Genomic DNA, 24,353 nt, shown 5'->3' on the forward strand with positions numbered 1-24,353 from the left:
TCTACATGAATCCAGCGGACTCGTCGTGGTTATTGCTGATCGTCTCCTTGCCGACCTCGAGCGCGACAGCGCGCATGCGGGTTTGGCGGGGACTCAAGGCACTCGGATGCGCCGCCCTGCGCGATGGTGCGCATCTGCTTCCCGGGCGGCCGGAGCACGAACAGGCCCTGCAGGAACTCGGCGACGAGTGCCTGCGCGAAGGCGGAAGCGCCTGGCTGATGTCCGTTCAGCCTCGCTCCGATGAAGACGCCATGGCCTACCGCCAGTTGTTCGATCGCAGCAATGACTATGCGGAGCTGCGCAAGGCCTGGAAGGAGGCCCATGGCGGCATCGCGGCGATGGGGGCACCGGAACTCGCGCGCCTGCAGCGCAAGCTCCAGCGTGAGTTCGATGCCGCGCGAGCCATCGACTTCTTCCCGGGCGATGCGAGCGCGGAGGCAGACGCGGCATGGAGCGATTTCAACAAGCGCATCGAGTCGCTGCTCTCCCCCGACGAACCGCACGGGACGGAAGGCGGGATTCCGCGGCTCGACATGGGTCACTACCAGGGCCGTCTGTGGGCCACTCGCCGCCGCCTGTGGGTGGACCGCGTTGCAAGCGCCTGGCTCATCCGTCGCTTCATCGACCGGGACGCCCGATTTCAGTGGCTGGCCAAGCCTTCGGACTGCCCGAAGCGCGCACTCGGCTTCGACTTCGACGGCGCGGCTTTCACGCACGTGGGCGATCGGGTCACGTTCGAAACGCTGATGGCGAGCTTTGGCCTCGAGGCGGATCCGGCGCTGGTGCGCCTCGGCGCCATGGTCCACGCGTTGGACGTCGGGGGCGAGCCGGTGCCCGAAGCGAAGGGTTTCGAAGCCGTGATGGCAGGTGCGCGCGAGCGTCTGGCCGACGACGACGCGCTGCTGGCCGAGATGAGCACGGTGCTCGATTCGATCTACGCGCACTTCCAGCGCGAAGCCCAACGAAATGGCGCAAGCAACGACAGGTCGGGAACGAAATGACCGAGAACAACGAGATGACTGAGGTCAAGCCTTCGCTGCCCACCTATTCGATGTGGCAGCTCGTGCGTTACATGCTGGCCTTGGGCACTTGGGGATTCGGTGGGCCCGTCGCACTGGTCGGCTACATGTACCGCGACCTCGTCGAGAGAAGGCACTGGATTTCGGAAGGCGAATACAAGGAAGGCATGGCCCTGGCGCAGTTGATGCCCGGCCCGCTCGCCGCGCAGCTGGCCATCTACCTCGGCTTCGTGCACTACCGTTTTCTCGGCGCGACGCTGGTCGGCCTGGCGTTCGTGCTGCCGTCGTTCCTGATGGTTGTCGCCATCGGCGCGGTCTACAAGGCCTATGGCGGCATCGGATGGATGCAGGCCGTGTTCTACGGCGTCGGTGCGGCGGTGATCGGGATCATCGCGATGAGCGCCTACAAGCTCACGACGAAGAACATCGGCAAGGACAAGCTCCTGTGGGTGATCTTCCTGGTGAGCGCGGCGGTCACGGTCATCACCAAGTCCGAGATCGTGTGGATATTCCTTGGCGCCGGCGTGCTGGTGTGGCTGTGGCGCGCGCCGCCGAAGTTCCTCTCCGGAGGCACCGTGAACAGCATCGCAGCGCCCCTTGCGGCATTTTTCGCGATCGACACGCTCGACTGGCACAGGCTGGGACAGCTCGGCGCGTTCTTCGCCTATGCCGGCAGTTTCGTGTTCGGAAGCGGCCTGGCGATCGTGCCGTTCCTCTATGGGGGCGTCGTCCAGGAACATCACTGGCTCACCGAGCGCCAGTTCGTCGATGCCGTGGCCGTCGCGATGATCACGCCCGGGCCGGTGGTCATCACCACCGGGTTCATCGGCTTCCTGGTGTCCGGCTTCTGGGGGGCCGTGGTCGCGGCGGCGGGCACGTTCGTCCCGTGCTATCTGTTCACCATCCTTCCCGCGCCGTACTTCAAGAAGCACGGCAAGCGCCCCGCCATCGTGGCCTTCGTCGACGGTGTGACCGCGGCGGCCATCGGAGCCATCACTGGAGCGGCGATCGTCATCGGCCGGCAGTCGATCACCGATCTCCCCACGGCGGCGCTGGCGTTGATCACCATCGGTGTCCTGTGGCGCTTCAAGAAGGTACCCGAGCCCGTCGTGGTGGTTGTCGCCGCGATCGCCGGGCTGGTGCTTTATCCGCTCACCGTCCACCCATGACAACGATGCACAGGAGCCGGCCATGTCTGTACAGACCATTCCCTCCCCGCCCGCGATGAAGCTGGCGCTTGATGCGAACTTCGGCAGCTTCGAGCGCTGGCGTGACGATTTCGTCGCCTGTGCATCGGCCCACGGCTCGGGCCGGACGCTGCTCGCGTTCTTGCCGATGGAAGGCACGCTGTTGAATCAATGGACGGCAGAGGACGCACAGCCACGCGGCATTCCGATCCTTGCCCTGGACATGCGCGGGCAGGGCGCGGTCGGCATCGACGCATTCGTGGGTCGCATCGACTGGGGTGGCGTCTACCAGCGCTACCAGACGGCCGTGCATGACGCGAGCGAGCCCTATGCTGCCGAGAGGGATTCGCTCGCGGGTGCGCTGGTGCTCGATGTCCGCCGCGCCGGTGTCTTCGAGCAGGCGGACTCGATGATCCCCGGCGCGAGGTGGCGCGACCCCAAGTCAGTAGGCGAATGGAGCCACGAACTGCCCAGAGGTCAGCCGGTCGTCGTCTACTGCGTCTACGGGCATGAAGTCGGACGCTCGACCGCAATGCGACTGCGCGCGGCCGGCCTGGACGCCCAGTTTCTCCGCGGAGGCATCGATGGCTGGATCGCGTCGGGCCGACTGGTGAGCGAGAGGCAGCGAGGATGAACGTCATGCGAGCACTGCGCCCGATGTCCGTGGCCCTGCTCTATCCGGGCGATCGGCCGATGCGCGACCGCAGCGATCCTGCGGAGAGCCGCTTCGCCGCACTGTTCGCGGCCTTCGCGGCGGCCGGCGTCGCTGCGCAACCGGCTGTCTACCACGACGACTTTGCCGATGAGGTGGCCGCGCAACTGCGGCGCGTCGACGCCGTGCTCGTCTGGTGCAATCCGATCGAGAGTGGTCGAAAACGGGATCGACTCGACGCCTTGCTGCGCGAGGTCGCGCAGGCCGGGGTTCTCGTGAGCACCCATCCGGACACGATCCTGCGCCTGGGCACCAAGGACGTGCTGGTCGACGTGCGCGATCTGCCATTCGGCAGCGATGCGGTTCGGGTGGAGAGTCTCGGGCAGCTCGCAGCCGGACTGGCCGATCGCCTGCGCTTCGGGGCGCGCGTGCTCAAGCAGTACCGGGGTCAAAGCGGCGACGGTGTGTGGCGGGTGGAGGGCATCGAAGGCTCGCCACTGCTTCGCGTGCGGCATGCGAGACGTGGAAGCGAGGAGGAACGAATCGACATGCCGGCATTGCTGCAGCGCATGGCGCCGTACTTCGAGCCCGCCAACGGAGGTCACATGATCGACCAGGCCTGGCAGCCGCGACTGGTCGACGGCATGGTGCGCGCCTATCTCGTCGAAGACCGCGTGGCCGGTTTCGGTCACCAGGCGATCAATGCCCTGTATCCCGCGCAGCCGGGAAAGCCGGCGCCGACGCCGGGGCCGAGGCTCTATCACGTTGCCGATCTGCCGCAGTTCCAGGCGCTCCGTCGGTTGCTCGAAACGCAATGGATCGAGATGCTGCGAACGCGCGTCGGATTGACCCGTGCACAGTTGCCGCTGCTCTGGGACTGCGATTTCATGTTCGGCGAGCCGACTGCGGGGCAGGCCGAACGCTACGTGCTCTGCGAGATCAACGTCAGCAGCGTGTCGCCGTTTCCGCCGTCGTGCATCGATCCGCTCGTGAGCGCCTTGATGGCGCGACTCGCGTCACGGGGTGCCTGATCGGTTGGCAGCTCGCGCCTCGCGAGAGAATGCGCAGGATGCAGAGAACCAATGCCTCATGGCTGAGTTGCGCACGGCGCACTGCCTCCGCGCTTGCTGTCGCAACCGTTGCGGGTTGCGCCACCCAAGAGCCGCCGGTCGCGCCGTCCGCGCCTGTTCAGACCCCGTCGATGCCGTCCCCGATACCGTCGCGGCCGCAGGCGCCCGCGGCGACGAACCAGCCCGGCCCCGAACAGGGTTTCGCCCAGTGGGTCAAGGACTTCCGCGCCGAGATGCGCGCGTCCGGCGTCGGGGAAGCCGCGCTGCGCGATGCCTTCGACAGCGTGCAGTACCTGCCGCGCGTCGTCGAACTCGATCGCGCGCAGCCCGAATTCGTCCGCCCTGTCTGGGACTACCTCGACACGGCCGTGTCCGCGCAGCGGGTCGCGACCGGCCAGGAAAAGCTCGCGCAGATCCGTGCAGCTGCGGATGCGGCTTCGGCACGCTATGGCGTGCCGGCGAGCATCATCGCGGCGATCTGGGGCATCGAGAGCAACTTCGGCAGCAACTACGGCAACACGCCGGCCATTGATGCGCTGGCCACGCTCGCCTACGAAGGCCGCCGTCGTGACTGGGCGCGGGGTGAATTGCGCGCGGCGCTCAGGATCATCGAGAACGGCGACATCGACCACGCGCACATGATCGGCTCATGGGCCGGCGCGATGGGGCAGACGCAGTTCCTGCCGTCGAACTTCCTGCGCTACGCGGTCGATGCGGACGGCGACGGCAAGCGGGACATCTGGGGCAGCATGGCCGATGTCATGGCGTCCACGGCGAACTTCCTCGCGAGCTCCGGATGGCAGCGCGGGCAGCCCTGGGGCACCGAAGTGCAATTGCCCGCGGGCTTCGACTACAGCCGCGCCGATTCGAGCCTGCGCCGATCCGGCAGCCAGTGGGCCGCCGAAGGCGTGCGCACGATGGATGGCAGGCCGCTGCCGGAGTTCGCCGATGGCGCGATCCTGTTGCCTGCGGGAGCGCGCGGGCCGGCGTTTCTGGTCGGCCCCAACTACCGGGCCATCCTGCGCTACAACAACTCGGACAGCTACGCGCTCGCGGTGAGCCTGCTGTCGCAGCGCCTCGAAGGCGGCCCCGGGGTTCAGGCGCCATGGCCGCGCGACCTGACGCCGCTCACGCGAACGCAGTTGCGCGATCTCCAGACGGCGCTGAACCAGCAAGGCTTCTCGAGCGGCGAGCCCGATGGCCTGCTCGGCCCGGCGACCCGCGCCGCGGTGCGCAGCTACCAGCGCAGCGGGGGCCTCGTCGCCGATGGCTTTCCCACGCTGGAGCTGCTCAAGCGCCTGCAGGCGCCGTGAGGCGACGGGTCGGTCCGATCAGCGGAAGAGGTCGTTGAGTTCGGCGCCCGAGGCCGCATCCGCAAACCCGTCGAAGCGGCCTTCGGCCAGCGTGCGGGCGGCACGCATGAAGCCGCCCCATGCCGCACGCGCAAGCGCACCGCCGACGCTCACGCGCCGCACGCCCATGGCTTCGATGTCCGCGAGCGTGAACTCGCTGGTCGCGCCGACCAGCAGGTTGACCGGCTTCGGCGCGACCGCGGCGACCACCGCCGCAATCTGCTCGCGCGTGCGAATGCCGGGCGCATAAAGGCAATCCGCGCCCGCGTCCGCGTAGGCCTTGAGCCGCCGGATCGCATCGTCGAGATCGGGACGTCCGGCGAAGAAGTTCTCGGCGCGGCCGACGAGCAGCGTGTCGCCGCCTTCCTGGTCGATCGCGCCGCGCGCTGCGCGCAGCCGCGCCACGGCCACATCGAGCTCGAACAGCGGTGCCGCCGGGTCGCCCGTGGAGTCCTCGATCGACAGGCCTGCCACGCCGGTGTCGATCGCCATGCGCACGCTTTGCGCCACGCCTTGCGGATCGCGCGCGAAGCCGTTCTCGAAATCGGCGTTCACCGGCAGATCGGTCGCGGCGACCAGCTGGCGCAGATGCGCGAGCACGGCCTCGCGTGTCTGCGCGCCGTCGCGGCGGCCCTGCGACCAGGCGTGCCCCGAACTGGTGGTCGCCAGCGCCTTGAAGCCCTGGCTCTGCAGGAAGCGCGCGCTCCCGACATCCCACGGATTGGGCAGGATGAAGCATCCCTGTTCATGAAGGGCGCGGAAGGCCGCGCGCTTTTGTGCAACCGTCAGTGTCATGAAGTCCATTGTGGATCGTCGGCGCGAAGCCGCAAAGGACCCTGCGATGCACCTCGGCCGAGAGCCGAGCGGGTCTATTCGAGTTCGTGCACCGCTTCGCGCAACGCGCGCAGTCCGGCATTGCGTGACGGCCGGCGTGCAGGCGCGCTTTCCTTGCCGTTCCAGGCGATGGGATGCCGCAGCCGGGCTTCGATGGCGTGCCGCCGACGCTCCTTGCGCGATTCGATCGAGTCGATGAAGGCCACGATGAGGAGCCCGACGATCGAGGCGACGCAGGACACCAGCGCGAGAACCATGATCAGGAGCTGGAGATCATAGAAATCGATGTCGATCGCGGCGCTGCGGCTTCCCAGCGCGTCCGCCAGCGCGGCCGACGATTGCGGAGAGAACCTGAGGCCCTGCGGGAAGAGCACCTCCAGCGCGATCATCGCGAGCATGAGGACCACGGAGATCGCAGCGGTCCAGGCGAAGAAGCGCCGGTAGCTGTGACGTGTTTCCAATGCCGAGGCTTCCATGACGCTCATCACGCACTCCACCGATCCTGCGGAAGATCGCAGATACAGGTTGTGACGCCTTGTGCTCCCTCGGGGTGTCGGACGAAGCCCTGTACGTTTGTGCGTGAAGAAGGCGTTGCCACGCAGCTTTGGCGCGGAGCGCCCGCGCACTCAGCCGTCGCTCTTGCCTTTGCCCGCGGCTTCGTCGTCGATGGCCTTCTGCACGGCCTTGTAGAAGACCTCCCGGGCGTCGACGTCGACCCGGTTGTTGGCGCCGCCGGCCCAGTCGCTGTTGGATGCGATCACCAGCTTGCGCTTCGGGTCGATGAAGATGCCCTGGCCGAAGATGCCGCGCGCGGCGAAGCTGCCGTCGTCGTAGGTCCACCACTGGAAGCCGTAGCCACGGCCCGGCCGGCCGATGTCGGCCTGTCGCGTCGTCGCCTGCGCCAGCCAGTCGTCCGGCACGATGGGCTGGCCGCCGACCTTCGCGCCGCTGAGCACGAACTGCCCGAAGCGCGCGAAATCGCGCGTGGCGGCCTGGAGGCAGCAGCCGCTGATTTCCTGGCCGGTGCGGCTCAGGATCCAGGTGGCCTGCTGTTCCATGCCGGCCGGGCTCCAGATCTTTTCCGACAGGTAGCTGGCGAGCGTCTTGCCGGTCGCGCGGCTCAGCAGGATGCCCACGAGGTTGGTTTCGCCGGTGCTGTAGTTCCACCGGGTGCCGGGCGGCGCGGCGCGGGGCAGCTTGCGCAGGTAGCTCACCAGCGCGTCGACGCCTTCCTCGGGCTGGTGGTTGTTGAAGCGGGCGACGTCCGAGTTCGGGTCGCCGTAGTCCTCGTTCCAGCGCACGCCGGAGGTCATGGTCAGCAGCTGCCGGATGCTGACGTCGTCGTAGGCCGAGCCCTTCATCTCCTTGATGTAGTCGCTGACCTTGTCGTCGAGGCTGCGAATGTGCCCGTCGCGCACGGCGGCGCCGAGCAGCGTTGAAGTCATCGACTTCGCGACGGAGAAGCTGGTCCAGCGCCCGTCGCGATCGAACCCGAGGCCGTAACGTTCCAGCCGCACCTTGCCATCCTGCAGGATCACGATCGCCGCGCTGCGCTGCTGCGCCATGTAGGCGTCCAGGTCGAGCGCAAGCGCGAGCGGCGGGCCCGGCGGCAAGGGCGACGCATGGCCGCTGGCAGGCACCGCGCGCGCCTTGGCCAGGAAGGGAAGCCGGTCGAGCGCACGAAACGCCGCATCGCGCTGCGACTGGCTCCAGAACAGCACGTCGCGGTTGGTGGGCAGCGTGGCCAGCAGGCCGCGCGTCTCCTTGTCCAGGCTGAACCAACCCGCCGCACCGGCCACGACGGCCGCTGCCAGTGCCCCGAGAACGACCTTGCCAAGCTTCATGCTGCCAATCCCTTGTTGATGATGAGCAGCGCATTGGACATGAATCGGGCCGATGCGCCATCCGCATCGGCCCGGTGAGTGCTTCGAGGCTAAGACTCAGCGGGTGTCGGGCGGCACGCTCGTGTCGCTGCTGCTGGATTGCTGGACGTTGTCGTCGTCGTGCGTGGTGTCTTCGTATTCGAGATCGGCGTCGGGTACTTTGGCAGGCGTCTTGCCGGGGGCTTTGCCGGGTGCGTCGGTCTTCGGATGCTTCGGCGGCGCGCTTTCCTTTTTCATCGTCGTTCCTTTGAAGGGGCACGACCCAATATGCGAGGCACGGCCAAGGGGCGGTTGTCGGTCGAGCCATCGGGTGCCTGTGCGACTTGGCCTAGGGCGATCGACCGTCATCGCACTGCCATGTGCGGCCGGTAGATTCGCGGTCATCCATGAGCTGCCCTCTGTCCGTTCACATGCAAGTCACGCCGATCGCCAGGATCCTCGCCACCACCGCCGCCGCGTGGATGCTCGCGAAGGATGTCCGCACACGAGCCGCAAGGCCCGACGCCGCGCCGTCACGCCAACGCTGAGGTGTAGAGCCGCTTGCCGCGCGTGCGCAGCAGCGCCACGAGGCGCTGAGCCGCAGGCGACAGATAGCCTTCCTTGCGATAGGTGACGCCCAGGTGGCGTCGCAGCGTCGTCTCCTTCAACGGGACCTCGCGCAGCGCATTCGCCGCACCGCTCGCATTCAGCGTGTGTCGCGAGAGAAAACTCAGCATGTGGGTGCGTGCGATCAGGCGCGGCAGCAGCGGGATCGAGTTGGCGTCGATCTGCGCCGTCGGCGTCGGCAGGCCGCGCGAGCGGAAAGCCGCATCGAGCCACTGCCGGCTCACGATCGAGTTCACCGGCAGCACCCAGCGCCACTGGAGCAGCGACTCCATCGTGATCTTCGGCAGCTGGAACACCGGGTGATCCGGGCTGGTCGCGACCACGACCACGTCCTCCACGATCGAGTGGGCCACGAAGTCGTCGTCGTGCTGGGGCATCAGCCCGATAAGCAGGTCGATCGCGCCTTCCCGCAGTTGCTCCCGCAAGGCGATGCTCGGCGCGACGGTGATGTCGATGGTGGTCTCGCTGGCTTCGGCCAGCAGCAGGCTGCAGATTTCGGGCAGCACATGGTCCGCCGCGATCGGCCCGCTGCCGATGCGCACGTGGCCCGCATTGCCTTTGGCGAAATCGCCGACCTCGCGCAGCGCCTCTTCCGTGGCGCCGCGCAGCACCCGCGCGCGCGCCAGCAGCACTTCGCCGACCGGCGTGAGCCGGATGCCGCGGCCCCGGCGCTCGAACAGGGCGGCGCCGAAGGCTTCCTCCAGCCGCTGGATCGCCTTGGTCAGCGCCGGCTGCGTGCGGCCGATCTTTTCCGCGGCCTGCCCGATGTGCCCCAGTTCGGCCACCGCCTCGAAATACCTCAGGTCGCGAAGCTGGACGTCCATTCATATCTCCGAGGAATCGAAAGATGAACATTATCGAATGGACGGAATGAGTCTGGATTTCGACAATCCGGCCTACCAACAGGAGACCTGGAGACATGCACATGAATCGTTCACAACGCTGGATCGCGGGCGCCGCCCTTGCACTGGTGGCCTGCGGCAGCTTCGCGCAGACGGCCTGGCCTTCCAAGCCGATCAAGCTGATCGTTCCTTTCCCGCCCGGCGGCGGCACGGACTTCGTCGCGCGCCTCCTCGCCGAGAAGCTGACCACGCAGGCCGGCTGGACGATCGTGGTCGACAACAAGCCCGGCGCGGGCGGGAACATCGGGCTCGATGCGGTCGCGAAGTCCGCGCCGGACGGCTACACCCTCGGCCTCGGGCAGACCGCGAACCTCGCGATCAATCCGGCCCTGTACTCCAAGATGCCCTTCGACCCGCTGAAGGACTTCGCGCCGATCGCGCCGGTCGCGTCGCAGCCGGTGGTGCTGCTGGTCAATGTGTCGTCGCCCTACAAGACGCTGGCCGACGTGGTCGCCGCGTCGAAGGCCAAGCCGGAGTCGATGCGCATCGGGCTCGCCGGCAACGGCACCGTCGGCCACCTGGCGGGCGAGATGCTCGAACGCCGCGCGGGCATCAAGATCCTCAACGTGCCGTACAAGGGCGCGGGCCCGGCGATGACCGACCTGCTCGGCAACCAGGTGGAGCTGAACTTCGCCAACACGCCGGTGGCGATTCCGCAACTGGCCGGCGGCAAGGTGCGCGCGCTGGCGATCAGCTCGCCGCAACGGCTGAAGACCGTGCCGCAGCTGGCCTCGGTGCCCACGGTCGCCGAGTTGGGCTACCCGGGCTTCGATGCGATCACCTGGACCGGTCTCGTCGCGCCGGCCGGCACGCCGCCGGCGGTGGTCGACCGCATCAACAGCGAGGTGCAGAAGATCCTCAAGCGGCCCGACGTCATCGAGAAGCTGGCGCTGGAAGGCAGCACCGCCGCGGCCGAATCCACGCCGAAGCAGTTCGGCGATTACATCCGCAGCGAGCACCAGAAGTGGGGCGCGCTGATCCGCGAAGCCAACATCAAGCTCGACTGAGCGCGGGCAGGGAAGAAGCACAAGTGAATCCAACCATCCTGGTCACGGCGCCGAAGCTCGCGAAGGCGGGTGCCGACCTGCTGGCGCAGGCGGGCGCGCGGGTCCTCTATCTCGCCGATCCGGACAGTGCGCAAGATGTCGAGCACATCATGGCGACGCAGCCGGTCGACGCGGTGATCTCGCGCACGGTGCAGCTCTCCGCCCGGGCCATCGCATCGTGCCCGTCGCTCAAGGTCATTTCCAAGCACGGCGTCGGCGTGAGCAACATCGATGTCGACGCGGCCACGTCGCGCGGCATCCCGGTGTACGTGACGCCGGGCGCCAACGCGCAATCGGTGGCGGAGATGACGCTGGGCCTGATGTTCGCCGCAGCGCGGCGCATCGGCTGGATGGACGCCGAGCTGCACGCCGGACGCTGGTCGCGGGCGCAGGATGGCATCGAGCTGCACGGCAAGACCCTCGGGCTGGTCGGCTTCGGGCAGATCGGCCAGCGTGTTGCCACGGTGTGCCAGGCGCTCGGCATGGAGGTCGTGGCTTTCGATCCGGCACTGGCCGATGGAGCAAGTCCCGTCGAAGGCGTGCGCTTGATGCCTTCGTTCGACGCCTTGCTGCCGGTGGTCGATGTGCTCAGCCTGCATGTGCCGCTGAACAGGCACACGCGCAACATGCTCGGTGCGGCGCAGTTCGGCGCGATGCGACGCGGCGCGATCCTCGTGAACACGGCGCGCGGCGAGGTGGTCGACGAACCGGCGCTGGTCGCCGCGCTGCAGAGCGGGCAACTTCATGCTGCTGGCCTCGACACCATGGCGATCGAGCCGTTGCCGGCAGGCAGTGCGCTCGCCGCACTGCCGAACGTCGTGCTGACGCCGCATGTGGGCGGGTCCACCCCGGCCGCACTCGCCGGAATGGCCAGTGGGGCTGCACGCAATGTGCTCGGCTGGTTGCGGGGTACGCCGGCCGATGCCTCCGCCTGCGTCAATCCGCAGGTCTTTTCCTGATTCCATCCCTTCCGCATTGCATCGTTTCCGGAGATTCCATGAGCACCGAACCCACCGTCCAATGGCCCGCCGGCTATCGCATCCATCCGCGCGCCGAAGGGCCCTCGGCCGAGATCGTGGCCGCCTTCCGCGACATCCCGGTCGCGGCGATCGGGGACTCGATGAGCCGCAACATCGGCACCGTCGGCTTGCGCCAGTACCACGCGCGGCTCGACACCGTGTTGTGCGGTCCGGCCGTGACGGTGCGCGTGCGTCCGGGCGACAACCTGATGATCCACAAGGCGCTGATGATGGTGCAGCCCGGCGACGTGCTCGTGATCGATGGCGGCGGCGATGTCTCGCAGGCGCTCGTGGGCGGCCTGGTCCGCACCACCTGCGTCTTCAAGCGGCTCGGCGGCCTCGTGATCGATGGCGCGGTCCGCGACCTGTGCGAATGGGCCGAGGAGGGCATGCCGATCTTCGCCAAGGGGCACACGCATCGCGGCCCGAGCAAGGACGGCCCGGGCGAAATCAACATCCCGATCGCCTGCGCCGGCATGGCCGTGCTGCCCGGCGACCTCATCGTCGGCGATGCCGATGGCGTCATTGCCATCCCCGCCTCGGAATGCGCCGACGTCCTCGTGCGCTGCCGCGCGCATCTGGTCAAGGAGGCAAAGATCCGCGCCGACAACGCGGCGGGCCAATCCGATCCCGAGCGCTTCGACGCGACGCTGCGCGCCAAGGGCCTGCCGGTGTGAGCGCAGCCGTGACGCCGGTCTCGCCAAGCCTGGACGACGTCGCCGCGCCGAGCTCTTCGGCGCCGAACACTAACGCGGCGAAGAAGCTGCCGCGCCCGTTGCGGCGCGTGCTGTCGCTGGACGATTTCGAGGATGCGGCGAGGCGCTTCCTGCCCAAGCCCATCTTCGCGTACGTGTCCGGCGGATGCGAGACGAACCGCTCGCTGCGCGGCAATCGCAGTGCATTCGAAGACTACGCGTGGGTGACGCGCGTCCTCGTCGACACCGCATCGCGCACGCTGGCCACCCCCTTGCTCGGCCACCGGTACGCGGCGCCGTTCGGCATCGCGCCGATGGGCATCAGCGCGCTGTCGGCCTACCGCGGCGACCTGGTGCAGGCGCGGGCCGCGGCGGCCGCGAACGTGCCGATGATCCTGAGCGGCACCTCGCTGATCCCGATGGAAGAAGTCGCGCGCGCCAATCCGGCGGCCTGGTTCCAGGCCTACGTGCCGGGCGAGCCGGAGCGCATCCTCAAGCTGCTGGACCGCGTGGAGCGCGCCGGCTTCGGCACGCTGGTGGTCACGGTGGACACGCCCGTGTCGGGCAATCGTGAGAACAACATCCGCGCCGGTTTCTCCACGCCGCTGCGCCCGAGCCTGCGCCTGGCGCTGGAAGGCATCACGCATCCGGGGTGGCTCTGCAAGACGGCGCTTCGCACGCTGCTTCTGCACGGCATGCCGCATTTCGAGAACTCGCAGGCCGCGCGCGGCGCGCCGATCCTGTCGTCCAGCGTGATGCGCGACTTCGGTGCGCGCGACCATCTGAACTGGGCGCACTTCGGGCTGATCCGCGAACGCTGGAAGGGCCGACTGGTGGTCAAGGGCATCCTCGATCCGCGCGATGCGCTCTTGGCGCGCGAGCAGGGGGCGGACGGCATCATCCTGTCGAACCATGGCGGGCGGCAGCTCGACGGTGCCGCTTCGCCGATGCGCATGCTGCCGAAGGTCGCCCTCGCGCTCGGCGACGGCGACTATCCCGTGATGATCGACAGCGGCTTTCGCCGCGGCAACGACGTGCTGCTGGCGCTCGCGCTGGGCGCGAAGTTCGTCTTCGTGGGGCGGCCGTTCAACTATGCGGGCGCCGTGGCGGGCGAGGCCGGCGTGCGGCATGCCATCGACATCCTCGCGTCCGAGATCATGCGCAACATGGCGCTGATCGGGGCGCGCAGCCCCTCAGGCGTCTCGCGCAGCCAGCTCATCGAGCTGAAGCCGTGATGGACGAAACGCGGGCTCAGCTCGCGCCGTTCAGGAACTCCCGCACCAGCTTGACGGTGGCCTTGGGGTTCTCTTCCATGATCCAGTGGCCCGATGCGGGCACGATGCCCTCGGTCACGTTGTCGGCAGCGGCACGCATGACCACCGCCATGGTCGGTCCGAACGACTTCTCGCCGCCCACGGCCAGGACCGGCACGGTGAGCTTGCCCTGGACCAGGAACGCCTTGTTGTCGATCGCGTCCTGATCGAAGGCGGCGAACTGCGCGAAGCCCGAGTGCATGGCGCCGGGCCGCGCGTAGAGCTTCGCGTAGTGGCGGCGCGAGGCTTCGTCGAACTTCTTCGGGTCGGCGGAGAACTCGTTCCAGAAGCGGTCGAGGTAGATCCGCTCGCGGCCTGCCACGAGGCGCTCCATGTCCGGACCGCCGAAGCGGAAGTGCCAGAGCAGCGGGTTCTTCAGGATCTCTTCCCACGGGCCGACGCCGGGGACCGGCGCATCGATGAGCACGAATCGCCCGACCCGGTCGCGATACTGCGCGGCGAAGGCAAAGCCGACCATGTTGCCGATGTCGTGGGTGACGAGATCGGTCTTGTCGATCTTGAGCTTGTCCAGGACCTGCGCGATGTCGACGGCCTGGTTCTTCTTGTCGAAGCCACCGGGCGGGTGCGCCGAGAGGCCCATGCCGCGCAGGTCCGGCACGACGACGGTGTGGTCCTTCATCAGGTCGGCGGCCATCGGCGCCCACATGTCGCCGGTCTCGCCGTAGCCGTGAATCAGCGTGACCGCCGGCCCCTTGCCGCCGACGCGGACATGCAGCGTGGTGCCATTGATGGCGAGTTCCTGCGTCTTGAAGCCGGGTGGATAGGGCTGGACTTGCGCGTGCGCCGCGCCGGCAACAAGAGCGATCGCGAGCCATCGGAACAGGAGCTTCAGCATGGGGTTTCCTCGGGTCGTGGACAGGTTCGCTTGCGGCGCCGGGGGAGGTCGCGTTCGCTCAGGCGGCGAGGCGGAGGCGGCGCAATCGGTCGGGCCGCCAGTGTAGGGGCGCCGGTGGCTCTTGGCGACCGTTTCCGCCAGGCAGCCGACCCGGCTGCGCTCACAGCCGGCTCTTGCTCTTGAACAGCCGCTTCAACCACGAATCTCCGGTGGCCTCTGCCGCGGGTACCGGCATCTCCGCATGCGACAGCTGGATGCCGCGGGCCATCTGCGCCAGGGTCTCGAAGATCATGCGCTGGGTTTCGAGCCGCACGCCCGAGGCGCGCTCGAAGTGGATGATCGTGCGCCCCGCCTTCAGGGAGTCGCCGCCGAGATCGAAGAAGTTGTCGCGCGGACCGATCTGGTCCACGTCCATGCCCAGCACTTCGGCCCACACGCCGGCGAGCGCGGCTTCGGCAGGTGTGCGGCCCTCGCGGCGGAACACCGGGCTGGCCCGCGATTCGGGCTGGGGCGCAGGAAGCGCGTGCCGATCGATCTTGCCGTTGGGCAGGAGCGGGAGTGCCTGCAGCGTCACGTAGTGCTGCGGCAGCATGTACTCCGGCAATCGGCCCCTGAGATGGTCCTTGAGGCGCGCGGCGTCGATCGCGGCCCCTTCCGCCGCAATGACGTAGGCCACCAGGCGCACGTCGCCCGGCAGGTCCTCCCTCGCCATCACCAGGCATTGCGAGAGCTGGGGCAGTTCCCTCAACTGGGCTTCGATCTCGCCGGGTTCGATGCGGTGGCCGCGCACCTTTACCTGGAAGTCGAGCCGCCCCTGGTGCTCGAGCAGGCCGTCGTGGCGCCATCGGCCGCGGTCCCCGGTCTTGTACAGCCGAGCGCCGGGGGCGGCGCTGAAGGGGTCCGGAACGAAGCGCTCGGCCGTCGCCTCGGGCTGATTCAGGTAGCCCAGCGTCACCCCCTCGCCGCCGATGAAGATCTCGCCGGAGCAACCGATGGGACAAGGCTGGCCGTGCTCGTCGAGCACGTGCACGGTGGTGTTGGCGATCGGTCTTCCGATCGAGATCGCGCCCGGCGCCTCCGGCACCTTCCAGCAGGTGGACCAGACGGTGGTCTCGGTCGGGCCGTACATGTTCCACAGCTCGGCGCTTCGCTCGCAGAGGGCCTGCGCCATATGCTCGCTCAGGCTCTCGCCGCCGATCAGTGCCTTGAAGCCGGCCGCGCCGTTCCAGCCGGCGTCGACGAGCATCTGCCAGGTCGCCGGCGTTGCCTGCATCGCGGTCGCACCCGACTGTTCGAGCAAGACTCGCAGGGTCGCGCCATCGGTGGCCTGCTCGCGGGTGGCAAGCACCACGGTGGCGCCGACGGACAGAGGCAGCAGCAACTCGAGCACCGCGATGTCGAAGCTCAATGTGGTCACCGCGACCAGGACATCCTCCTTGCGGAGGCCCGGTTCATGCTGCATCGACAGCAGGAAGTTCACCACCGCCCGGTGCGGCACCGTGACGCCCTTGGGCTTGCCGGTGGAGCCCGAGGTATAGATGACATAGGCCGGATCTTCCGGCCGGGCGTCGCGTTCGGCATCCGGAGGCAATGCGGTGTCGGGCGTCGCGTCGTGCCGTGCCTCGTCCAGCAGGAGCGTCGGCAGCGACAGTCCGTGCCACAGCCCGGACAGGTCGCCGCGTGTCAGCAGGAGCGACAGTCCTGCGTGCCGGGCCATCTCGTGCAGCCGCAGCCGCGGGTAGGAGGGGTCGAGCGGCACATAGGCAGCCCCGGCCTCGAGGACGGCAAGCTGCGCCACCACCATGCCGGGATCTCGTTGCAGGCAGAGGCCGACCCGCTTGCCCCTGTGCACGCCGCGTTGGCGCAACGCACGCGCGAGACGATGCACGTCCGACCACAGATGTGCATAGCTCGTCGAATCGCCTGGAAGCTGCAGCACGGCGGTGCCTTCGGCCCCGTGCTGTCGGGCCAGCAGGTCATTGATCGTGTGGTCGCGCGGGTAGGGGCGTGCGGTCCGGTTCCATGCGGCCAGCCTGGCCCGTTCCTCGGGGCTCGAAAGCGAAAGCTCCCGCATCGGCCGGTCGGGTTCGTCAAGGAGGCGCTGCAGCACATGCAGGTAGTTGCCCAGCAAGGCCTGCATGGCCGCCTCCGTGAACAACTCGGTGGAATAGCTCAGGGAGAGGGCGCGTTCGCCCTCGGTGTCGATGGTCAGCGCCAGGTCGAACTGCGTCGCCCCGAGGCCGAGCGGCATGTAGTCGACGTCGAGCCCCTCGAACGCCAACGGCGGGCTGGGCGTGTTGAGCACGTTGAACATGACGCGCACCTCGGGGATGCGCCCGCCCTGGCCGTGCTCGCGCAGATAGCCGACCAGGTCGTCCAGCGGAACTTCCTGGTGGGTGAAGGCCGACAGGCAGGTTTCGCGCACCTCCTGCAGCAGCTCCCGAAAGCTCTGCCCGGGCCGCACGACGCAACGCAGCACCAGCGTGTTGATCAACGAGCCGATCACGTCCTCGGCCTCCACGCGGGTGCGGCCGGCGATCGGCGTGCCGACCGCGACGTCGTCCTGCCCGCAATAGCGCGAGAGCAGCCACTGGAAGGCTGCCAGCAGCGTCATGAAAGGCGACATCCCGTGTCGTGCGCTGAAGCGCTGGATCTGCGAGAGCCAGCCGGCGGAAAACGCCTGCCGCACGCGCGCGCCCTGGCTGGTGAAGCGCTGCACCGCGGAGGTGTCGGCCGGCAGGTTGAGCGGGCTCATGCCGGCAAGCTGCCGAAGCCAGTAGCGCACCTGCGGCGCGAGGACCTCGTCGTCGATGTGCCTGCGCTGCCAGTTCGCGTAGTCGATGAAGTCGATCGCGCGCGCCGGCGGCGGGGGCGGCGGCTTTCCCTGCGCACCTGCGCGATAGAGCGCCTGCAGCTCGCGCAGGACGATGCCCCATGACCATGCGTCGCCGATGATGTGGTGCATCACCAGCACGAGGGCGTGGTCCTGCTCGCCGAGCTGGATCAGGACGAAGCGGTGCAGCGGACCCAGCACCAGGTCGAAAGGCTGCGCCGCGATGTGCCGGGCCTCGCTCTCGAGCCGAGCCTTCCGCGTCGGTTCGGGCCATTCGCGCGCATCCACCTCGATCAGGTTCGCGGCCTGCGGCTGCCCGACGACGGCCATGGGCTCGGCACCGGCCAGCTCGAAGGTGGTGCGGAAGGCTTCGTGGCGGGCGACCAGTTCGTCGAGCGCGGCGCGCAGGACATCGCGCCGCAGCGGGCCATGCAGTCGCAAGGCCTCGCGCATGTTGTAGGCCGCGCCGCGCGGATCCATCTCGTGCAGGGCCCACATGCGCCGCTGGGAGAAGGAAACGAGCGCGGGCTGCGCGCGCGACACCACGGCGATGGGACGGGTGCCTGTCGCCTCGCCGCCCGCCGAATGGACGAGCAGCCGTTCGACCACCGCGGCCAGCGCCTCGATCGTCGGGTGCTCGAACAGGCTGCGGACCGGCACATCGACCTTGAACGTGGCGCCGATCCTGGAAACGATCTGGGTCGCGAGCAGCGAATGCCCGCCCAGGTCGAAGAAGTTGTTGCGGACCCCGAATCCGGACCGGCCCAGCACCGCCTGCCAGGTTTCCAGCAGCAGGGATTCGATCGGCGAGCGCGGCCCGAGCAGGTTGGAGACCGCCGCGTCGGGGTCGGGTTGCGGAAGGCGGGCCCGGTCGATCTTGCCGCTGGGCAACTGCGGCAGCGCGGACAAGGACACGAAGGCGGCCGGGATCATGTGGCTGGGCAGACGCGCCTTGAGTTCCGAGCGCAACGCGTCCACGTCCAGTTCCGCTTCATCCTCGCCCACGATGTAGGCGACCAGTTCCTTGTGCCCCGGCAGATCCTCGCGCAGCAGCACGGCGGCGGCACGCACGCCAGGGCAGGCGAGGATGCCGGCCTCGACCTCACCCAGTTCTATGCGGAAACCGCGCAGCTTGACCTGATGGTCGTTGCGTCCGATGAACTCGACGACACCGTCGTTCAGCCATCGGGCGAGGTCGCCGGTGCGGTACATGCGTTCGCCGGGCCGGAACGGGTTCGGCACGAACTTCTCGGCGCTTTCCGAGGGGCGATTGAGATAGCCATGGCCGACGCCTGCGCCGCCCACGTAGAGTTCGCCCGCGACATTGATCGGCTGCGGCTCGCGCCAGGCATCCAGCACATAGAGCTGCGCGTTGGCGATGGGGCGGCCGATGGGCACGATGCGACGTTCCGGCAGCCGGTCGCCCAGCTCGTACCAGGCGCTGTCCACCGTGGCTTCGCTGGGCCCGTAGAAGTTGCCGAGCGTGACGCCGGGCAGCTTCGCGCGAAACGCGCGGGCCAGCGCGCTGTCCAGCGCTTCGCCCCCGCTCAGCACATAGCGCAGGCGAACGGGGCGTTGCAGCGCCGGCTCGTCGAGGATCATGCGCATCTCCGACGGCACGAACTGGACGACCGTGATGCCGTGCTTGCGAATGGTCTCGGCCAGCAGGGGCATGTCGCGGTGCGCGTCGGGTTGCGCGAGAACCAGCTCCGCGCCCGAACTCAAGGTCGACAGGAACTCCCAGAGCGACGCATCGAAGCTGAGCGAAGTCTTCTGCAGCACGCGGTCTTCCGGCGTGAGCCGCAGCACGTCGTTCATCCACAGCACGTGATTGGAAAGGCCCCTGTGCGTCAGTTGCGCGGCCTTGGGCGTGCCGGTCGAGCCGGAGGTGTAGACGAGGTAGGCGAGATGCTCGGGGCGAATGGGTTCATCGAATGCGGGCAGCGGCTCGCGTGGCATCTCGCCGGCGTCCGCTTTCATCTCGAGGATATCGAGCGTGGGCAGCGCACCGAGTTTCCGAAGAACCACGTCGAAGGGTGCCTCTGCGAGCACGAGCACGGGCGCGGCATCGGCGAGCATGGCGCTCAGCCGGCCCGGTGGATGGTCCGGATCGAGCGGCAGCAGCGTCCCGCCGGCCTCGAGGATCGCGAGCAGTCCGACCACCAGGCCGAAGCTGCGCTTCATGCAGAGGCCGACCACGGCGCCCGCTCCCACGCCCTGGGTCCGCAGCCGCCCGGCGAGCTGCTGCGACAAGGCGTCGAGCTGCGCATAGCTCATGGCCTCCCGCCCGAAGCGCAGCGCGATCGCCTGCGGCGTCCGAAGCGCCTGGTCGCGAACATGCAAATGCACAGGCCGGTCGCTGGCGAAGGGACGGGCGCTGTCGTTCCAGTCGACGAGCAGCTGCTGCCGCTCGGCCTCGTCCAGCAGCGGCAGCCGGGCCACCGGGCGGTCGGGCTGCGCCACCATGGCCGCCAGAAGCCGTCGGAAATGCCTTGCCAGGCGCGCGATGCTCTGTTCATCGAACAGGTCGGTGCGGTATTCGATCTCGGCTTCCAGGGATGCGCCGGTCTCGATCACGTTCAGCGACAGGTCGAATTTGGCGCTTTGCAATGGCACGGCCAGCCGCTGGGTGTGCAGGCCTTCGAGCCGAAGGACTCGGTGGCTGAAGTTCTCCAGCGCGAAGGACACCTGGTAGAGCGGGTTGCGGCTCGCATCGCGCACGGGACTGAGTTCGCTGACCAACCGGTCGAACGGCATCGACTGATGCGTCAGCGCCTCCAGCGTTGCCTCGCGGCTCACCCGCACCAGGTCGATGTAGGAAGGCTCTGCGCCGAGCTCGGCCCGCAGGACGACCGTGTTGACGAAGAAGCCGACGACGTCGCTCGCACGCGGGTCGTCGCGTCCTGCGAGCGGTACGCCGACGGCGATGTCGTTCTGGCCCGTGTAGCGCACGAGCAGCGACTGAAAGGCCGCGAGCAGGGCCATGAAAAGCGTGGCGTCCTGCTGCGTCGCGAAGGCTCGCAGTGCCGCCGAGAGTCCGTCGTCGATGCGAAACGTCAGGGTCCGGCCTGCGGAGCCGGCCTGCGGGGGATGAGGTCTGTCCGTGGGAAGTCGCAGGGTCTGCAGGTCGTGCAGTTTCTTGCGCCAGTAGTCCAGCGCAGCGCCCATCTCGCCGGATTCGTATCGCCCCCGCTGCTGTCGCGCGTATTCGCAAAAGTCGAGGGCCGGTTCGGGCAGCGCCGGCGGTGCGTCGCTTTCGGCGTAGAGCTGACCGAGTTCGCGGTGGAGGATGCTCATGGACCAGCCGTCCGCGACGATGTGGTGGATCACCAGCACCAGCACGTGATGCGCCGGCGCGAGGCGCAGCAGCTCGGCGCGCAGCAGGGGTGGCTGCGACAAGTCGAAGGGGCTCGCGATGCTGGCGGCGATGTGCTCGTCGGCCCATGCATTCCGCTCTGTTGCATCCACGTGCGTGACGCGGAAGCGCTCCTGGGCTTCGGCGACAGGCATGACGCGTTGCACCGGTCCCTGTTCGGTCGCGTGAAAGGATGTGCGCAGGCTCGGGTGGCGGGCGATCAGCGCACGCAAGGCCTGTTCGAGGCGCCCGGCGTCCAGCGGCCCTTGCAGCCGCGTGATCGAATGGATGTTGTAGGCGGCGCTGCCGACCGCCAGCAGATCGAGGAACCAGAGTCCCTCCTGCGCGAAGGACAGCGGTGCGTCCTGCTGCGGCCCGGATTCGGTGCGGGGCGCCGGCTGGGCATGTTGCTGCTGGAGCTTTCGCGCGAGCAGGCGACGCCGCACGACGGCCATGTCGATATCCCAGGTTTCCTGCAGTGGTCGATTCGCGTCAAGAGCTTCATCCATGGCGTGGCAGCAAAGGTGGCGGCTAGGCGCCGTGGTGGAGAAGTCGATCGATGTCCCCTTCGGTGAGTTGATCGATCTCGTTCTGCAGGGCATCGCCGAGGGCATCGGCCTCGTCGATGGCGTCAAGGAGCAGCGCCGCGAAGGCGCCGACAGTGGGTGCGGCCAGCACGGCCGAGGCGGACATGTCGACGCCCCAGGTCTCGTTGACCCATTGCGCCAGGCGCGCTGCCGACAGCGAGTCGCCGCCCAGCGCAAGGAAGTTGTCGTCGGGACGGGTGACCTGACGGCCCAGCAGGCCGGCGAAGAGCATCGCGACGCGTGCCTCGATGGCGCTGAGAGCGCGCGGGGCGCCGCTCGATGCGGCCGCTGTGCACTCGATGCTCTCGTGGAGCCGGCGCCGCTGCAGCTTTCCGCCGGCACCGACGGGAATCTCGTCGAGGACGTGGATGCGCGTGGGGACCTTGAAGGCGGCGAGCGTCCCGAAGAGCGCCGTGCGAATAGCGTGCGGATGAGCGTTGCTGCCGTGCATGAGCACCACGGCGGCATGCACGTCTTCGCCCAGCGTCGGATGCGGCACCGGATACGCGGCTGCCTGGGCCACGGCGGGCAGGCGCAGCAGCGCCCGTTCGATCTCGAAGGGCGCGAATTTCTCGCCGCCGCGATTGATGGTGTCGGCGTTGCGGCCGACGACGTAGAGATAGCCGTCCGCATCGAACCAGCCAAGGTCGCCGGTGACGAACCAGCCATCCCTGAACGCAGCAGCGTTCGCCTCCGGCGCGTCCTCGTAGCCGCTGAACACCACGGGCCCGCGGGCCACGATGCTGCCGACGCTTCCGGCCGGCTGATCGATGCCGTCGTCGTCGATGACGCGCAATGCGGCGCCTGCGGGCAAGCCGACCGACCCGGGCTTGCGCAATCCGGGTGGCAAAGGGTTGCTGGCCATCTGGGTTGCAGACTCGGTCATGCCATAGGACTCGATGACCGGCGCGCCCCAGAGGTGTTCCAGGCGCTGCTGCAGTCCGGCCGGCAGCGCCGAGGACGCAGAGCGCATGAAACGCAACCTGTGAGTCGATGGCGCGCCGCCGGCCTCGTCCGCCAGATCGGCGATCGCCCGATGGATCGTCGGGGCGGCGGTGTACCAAGTGGGTGCGAACTCGGCGAACCACGACATGAACGCAGCGCCGTCGAACCCGGGTGTGCACACGACGGACGATCCGGCCGCGAGCGGCGCAAGCAGTCCTCCCACGAGGCCGTGGCTGTGGAAGAGCGGCATCAGACACAGGCCGCGATCGTCCGGGGTCAGGGCAAGGTGCTGCGCGATGTTGCAGGCGGAAGCCAGAACCTGCCGGTGGGTGAGCGGTACGCGCTTGGGCTGCCCGGTGGTGCCGGAGGTGAAGAGAACGAAGGCCGTGTCATCCGGCAGCGGACCGGCGCAGGCGTCGGTTTCGACGTCGCTCACTTCCGTCGGGCCCGACAGCAAGCGTTCGAGATCTAGCGCGAGGTACGTGATCCGCTGCTGCCGAGCGAGGCGCGCCGCGAGCGGATCGCCCGGCCAACCCAGCAGTGCATCGGCGCGCGCGTCGGCCAGCAAGGCAGCCAGCTCGGTCTCCGTCAACCCCGGATGCAGTGCCACCACGGTGGCGTGGCAGCCCATGGCCACAACGGTGAGCGCGAGCGCGATGCCATGCGGCAGGCAGACGGCGATACGGGAACGCGCGCCCAAGCCTTTCGACGTCAGCCACACCTTCGCACGCGTGGCGGCATCCGACAGATCGGCATAGGTGACGACGGAGGAGCCGGGCGCGAGCAAAGCAGGTGCTGAAGGCGTCGCATGTGCATGTCTGGCCACACATTGGCGCAAGGTCATGCTATCGGATGCACGCATCACACAAGTTGCCCCTACAGAGTTGGTTCGCATGCATTCTGGGCATCGCTGCGCCAGAGTGCTTGTAGGAGTGCGACTGAACTTGGAGACGGCTCGTTACATTCGGTCTAGCATTGTTGCGCGAACGCTTTCGCCGAAACCAGAAGCGACGCAAAAAACATACGCGAGCATGGACGCCTTTCTGAACCACGCAGAACTCAGGGAACTCGCGAAGCGCCGGCTTCCTCGCGCCATCTTCGAATACATCGACAGGGGCACCGAGGATGAGACCGGTCTTCGGCACAACCGTGAGGCCTTCGACGCGGTGCGTATCCTCCCGCGCGTATTGGCCGGCGGCGGCACCCGTTCGCAGGCGGTCAGTCTGTTCGGACAGGCGTGCGACATGCCCATCGTTGCCGCACCGACTGCCTGTGCAGGGCTGGTGCGCTTTCGCGGAGAGGTCGAACTGGCGAAGGCGGCGGCGGCGAACGGGCTGCCGTTCTGCGCGGCGCTGGAGGCCATCAATTCTCTCGAAGACATCGTCCAGGCGAGCGAGGGGAACGTCTGGTTCCAGGTCTACGTGTGGCAGGACGAAGCGCTCGTGAGTGCGCTGCTGGCGCGGGCATGGAACCTGGGCGTGCGGACACTGGTCGTCACGCTCGACAGTCCGGTTGCGAGCAAGCGCGAGTACAACCTGCGCAATGGTTTCGGCATGCCCTTCAGGTTCTCGCCGCGCAACGTCTGCGACGTCGCCCTGCATCCCCGATGGGCCTTCGGCGTGCTTGGCCGCTATCTCGCTTCCGGCAGAGTGCCTTCGTATGCGAACTACCCTCCGGGGCACCGCGACACGATCTTCGCGCCCGGCAAACCGCTCGCCTATTGCGACGACCTCTGCTGGACTCATATGCGCTGGTTGCGCGAACGGTGGAAGGGGCACCTCGTGCTGAAGGGCATCCTGCACCCGGACGACGCGGTGCTCGCGCGCGAACTCGGAGCCGATGGCATCGTGGTCTCCAATCATGGGGGCCGTACGTTCGACAGCGCGGTAGCGCCCATCGAGGTGCTGCCGGAGATCGTGCGGGCCGCAGGCGACAGCATGACCATCCTCGCTGACAGCAGCGTGAGGCGGGGCAGCGATGTGCTGAAGCTGATCGCCGCCGGTGCGAAGGCGGTGATGATCGGTCGGATGCTGCTCTATGGCACGGCGGTCGGCGGGATGTCAGGCGCCGGCCGGACGATCGGGATGCTGCGCAGCGAGATCGACAGTGCGCTGGCCATGAGCGGGTGCAAGGACATCCGGAACGCCGACCGTCGTCTTCTCGTCGGCCCGAGTCGTCATCCCGATCGCTGACGGAAAG

Annotated in this window: 18 protein-coding genes; 10 read left to right on the forward strand and 8 right to left on the reverse strand. The window is 68.1% G+C overall.

Annotated features, from left to right (window positions below; translation table 11 throughout):
• Positions 1-5: 5 nt before the first annotated feature.
• The 5 genes from WKW77_RS19830 to WKW77_RS19850 are packed head-to-tail and all read left to right on the forward strand — an operon-like array spanning position 6 to position 5,241.
• Positions 6-1,001, forward strand: coding sequence for a chromate resistance protein ChrB domain-containing protein (locus tag WKW77_RS19830; protein WP_340358585.1), 996 nt, complete (start codon positions 6-8; stop codon positions 999-1,001).
• Complete coding sequence (locus WKW77_RS19835; protein WP_340358586.1) at positions 998-2,188, forward strand: chromate transporter; 1,191 nt, start codon at positions 998-1,000, stop codon at positions 2,186-2,188. The genes WKW77_RS19830 and WKW77_RS19835 overlap by 4 nt, the downstream gene beginning before the upstream one ends.
• Before the next feature lie 22 nt (positions 2,189-2,210).
• Positions 2,211-2,840, forward strand: coding sequence for a rhodanese-like domain-containing protein (locus WKW77_RS19840; protein WP_340358587.1), 630 nt, complete (start codon positions 2,211-2,213; stop codon positions 2,838-2,840).
• A 5-nt stretch (positions 2,841-2,845) separates the two neighbouring features.
• Positions 2,846-3,889 carry a Cj0069 family protein gene (locus tag WKW77_RS19845; protein WP_340358588.1) on the forward strand — a complete coding sequence of 348 codons (1,044 nt, stop codon included), beginning with the start codon at positions 2,846-2,848 and terminating at the stop codon, positions 3,887-3,889.
• 38 nt (positions 3,890-3,927) lie between these two features.
• Complete coding sequence (locus WKW77_RS19850; protein ID WP_340358589.1) at positions 3,928-5,241, forward strand: lytic murein transglycosylase; 1,314 nt, start codon at positions 3,928-3,930, stop codon at positions 5,239-5,241.
• 18 nt (positions 5,242-5,259) lie between these two features.
• On the opposite strand, the gene WKW77_RS19855 is transcribed toward WKW77_RS19850, so the two are convergent.
• The 5 genes from WKW77_RS19855 to WKW77_RS19875 all read right to left on the reverse strand — a co-directional run bounded on the left by WKW77_RS19855 (position 5,260) and on the right by WKW77_RS19875 (position 9,427).
• A complete protein-coding gene (locus WKW77_RS19855; RefSeq protein ID WP_340358590.1) occupies positions 5,260-6,075 on the reverse strand; it encodes an isocitrate lyase/PEP mutase family protein in 816 nt (271 codons plus the stop codon).
• 74 nt (positions 6,076-6,149) lie between these two features.
• Complete coding sequence (locus tag WKW77_RS19860; RefSeq protein ID WP_340358591.1) at positions 6,150-6,599, reverse strand: hypothetical protein; 450 nt, start codon at positions 6,597-6,599, stop codon at positions 6,150-6,152.
• A gap of 141 nt (positions 6,600-6,740) precedes the next feature.
• Positions 6,741-7,958: a serine hydrolase domain-containing protein gene (locus tag WKW77_RS19865; protein ID WP_340358592.1), complete on the reverse strand. Its 1,218-nt coding sequence runs from the start codon at positions 7,956-7,958 to the stop codon at positions 6,741-6,743.
• A 96-nt stretch (positions 7,959-8,054) separates the two neighbouring features.
• Positions 8,055-8,234 carry a hypothetical protein gene (locus WKW77_RS19870; protein ID WP_340358593.1) on the reverse strand — a complete coding sequence of 60 codons (180 nt, stop codon included), beginning with the start codon at positions 8,232-8,234 and terminating at the stop codon, positions 8,055-8,057.
• Positions 8,235-8,509: 275 nt separating this feature from the next.
• The gene (locus WKW77_RS19875) at positions 8,510-9,427 is read right to left on the reverse strand and encodes a LysR family transcriptional regulator (RefSeq protein WP_340358594.1); all 918 of its coding nucleotides are present in this window, start codon (positions 9,425-9,427) and stop codon (positions 8,510-8,512) included.
• Between the two features lie 101 nt (positions 9,428-9,528).
• Here WKW77_RS19875 and WKW77_RS19880 point away from each other — a divergent pair, with 101 nt between their 5' ends.
• Genes WKW77_RS19880 through WKW77_RS19895 form a run of 4 tightly spaced genes read left to right on the forward strand, consistent with a single transcriptional unit; the run spans position 9,529 to position 13,500 of the window.
• Entirely contained in the window at positions 9,529-10,512 is a 984-nt protein-coding gene (locus tag WKW77_RS19880) for a Bug family tripartite tricarboxylate transporter substrate binding protein (protein ID WP_340358595.1), read from the forward strand.
• Positions 10,513-10,535: 23 nt separating this feature from the next.
• Complete coding sequence (locus tag WKW77_RS19885) at positions 10,536-11,510, forward strand: hydroxyacid dehydrogenase (protein WP_340358596.1); 975 nt, start codon at positions 10,536-10,538, stop codon at positions 11,508-11,510.
• Between the two features lie 38 nt (positions 11,511-11,548).
• Positions 11,549-12,247, forward strand: coding sequence for an RraA family protein (locus WKW77_RS19890; protein ID WP_340358597.1), 699 nt, complete (start codon positions 11,549-11,551; stop codon positions 12,245-12,247).
• The gene (locus tag WKW77_RS19895; RefSeq protein ID WP_422823234.1) at positions 12,244-13,500 is read left to right on the forward strand and encodes an alpha-hydroxy acid oxidase; all 1,257 of its coding nucleotides are present in this window, start codon (positions 12,244-12,246) and stop codon (positions 13,498-13,500) included. Before WKW77_RS19890 ends, WKW77_RS19895 begins: the two co-directional genes overlap by 4 nt.
• 16 nt (positions 13,501-13,516) lie before the next feature.
• Here the strand turns inward: WKW77_RS19895 and WKW77_RS19900 are convergent, their stop codons facing one another.
• From WKW77_RS19900 to WKW77_RS19910, 3 genes are all read right to left on the reverse strand, one after another.
• Complete coding sequence (locus WKW77_RS19900) at positions 13,517-14,434, reverse strand: alpha/beta fold hydrolase (RefSeq protein ID WP_340358598.1); 918 nt, start codon at positions 14,432-14,434, stop codon at positions 13,517-13,519.
• Positions 14,435-14,594: 160 nt separating this feature from the next.
• A complete protein-coding gene (locus WKW77_RS19905) occupies positions 14,595-21,131 on the reverse strand; it encodes an amino acid adenylation domain-containing protein (protein WP_340358599.1) in 6,537 nt (2,178 codons plus the stop codon).
• Between the two features lie 22 nt (positions 21,132-21,153).
• On the reverse strand, positions 21,154-22,980 hold the full coding sequence (locus tag WKW77_RS19910) for a non-ribosomal peptide synthetase (protein ID WP_340358600.1): 1,827 nt from the start codon (positions 22,978-22,980) through the stop codon (positions 21,154-21,156).
• Between the two features lie 205 nt (positions 22,981-23,185).
• Here WKW77_RS19910 and WKW77_RS19915 point away from each other — a divergent pair, with 205 nt between their 5' ends.
• The gene (locus WKW77_RS19915; protein ID WP_340358601.1) at positions 23,186-24,346 is read left to right on the forward strand and encodes an alpha-hydroxy acid oxidase; all 1,161 of its coding nucleotides are present in this window, start codon (positions 23,186-23,188) and stop codon (positions 24,344-24,346) included.
• Positions 24,347-24,353: the final 7 nt, after the last annotated feature.

It is taken from the genome of Variovorax ureilyticus (assembly GCF_037889935.1).
In the GTDB taxonomy this organism is placed as follows: domain Bacteria; phylum Pseudomonadota; class Gammaproteobacteria; order Burkholderiales; family Burkholderiaceae_C; genus Variovorax; species Variovorax ureilyticus.

Bases quoted from the DNA above. Each gene is read 5' to 3' on its own strand.
- WKW77_RS19900 (WP_340358598.1), bottom strand. From the start codon at position 14,434: ATGCTGAAGCTCCTGTTCCGATGGCTCGCGATCGCTCTTGTTGCCGGC.
- WKW77_RS19870 (WP_340358593.1), bottom strand. From the start codon at position 8,234: ATGAAAAAGGAAAGCGCGCCGCCGAAGCATCCGAAGACCGACGCACCC.
- WKW77_RS19850 (WP_340358589.1), top strand. From the start codon at position 3,928: ATGCAGAGAACCAATGCCTCATGGCTGAGTTGCGCACGGCGCACTGCC.
- WKW77_RS19880 (WP_340358595.1), top strand. From the start codon at position 9,529: ATGAATCGTTCACAACGCTGGATCGCGGGCGCCGCCCTTGCACTGGTG.
- WKW77_RS19905 (WP_340358599.1), bottom strand. From the start codon at position 21,131: ATGGATGAAGCTCTTGACGCGAATCGACCACTGCAGGAAACCTGGGAT.
- WKW77_RS19865 (WP_340358592.1), bottom strand. From the start codon at position 7,958: ATGAAGCTTGGCAAGGTCGTTCTCGGGGCACTGGCAGCGGCCGTCGTG.
- WKW77_RS19835 (WP_340358586.1), top strand. From the start codon at position 998: ATGACCGAGAACAACGAGATGACTGAGGTCAAGCCTTCGCTGCCCACC.
- WKW77_RS19915 (WP_340358601.1), top strand. From the start codon at position 23,186: ATGGACGCCTTTCTGAACCACGCAGAACTCAGGGAACTCGCGAAGCGC.
- WKW77_RS19890 (WP_340358597.1), top strand. From the start codon at position 11,549: ATGAGCACCGAACCCACCGTCCAATGGCCCGCCGGCTATCGCATCCAT.
- WKW77_RS19875 (WP_340358594.1), bottom strand. From the start codon at position 9,427: ATGGACGTCCAGCTTCGCGACCTGAGGTATTTCGAGGCGGTGGCCGAA.
- WKW77_RS19860 (WP_340358591.1), bottom strand. From the start codon at position 6,599: ATGAGCGTCATGGAAGCCTCGGCATTGGAAACACGTCACAGCTACCGG.
- WKW77_RS19830 (WP_340358585.1), top strand. From the start codon at position 6: ATGAATCCAGCGGACTCGTCGTGGTTATTGCTGATCGTCTCCTTGCCG.
- WKW77_RS19855 (WP_340358590.1), bottom strand. From the start codon at position 6,075: ATGACACTGACGGTTGCACAAAAGCGCGCGGCCTTCCGCGCCCTTCAT.
- WKW77_RS19845 (WP_340358588.1), top strand. From the start codon at position 2,846: ATGCGAGCACTGCGCCCGATGTCCGTGGCCCTGCTCTATCCGGGCGAT.
- WKW77_RS19840 (WP_340358587.1), top strand. From the start codon at position 2,211: ATGTCTGTACAGACCATTCCCTCCCCGCCCGCGATGAAGCTGGCGCTT.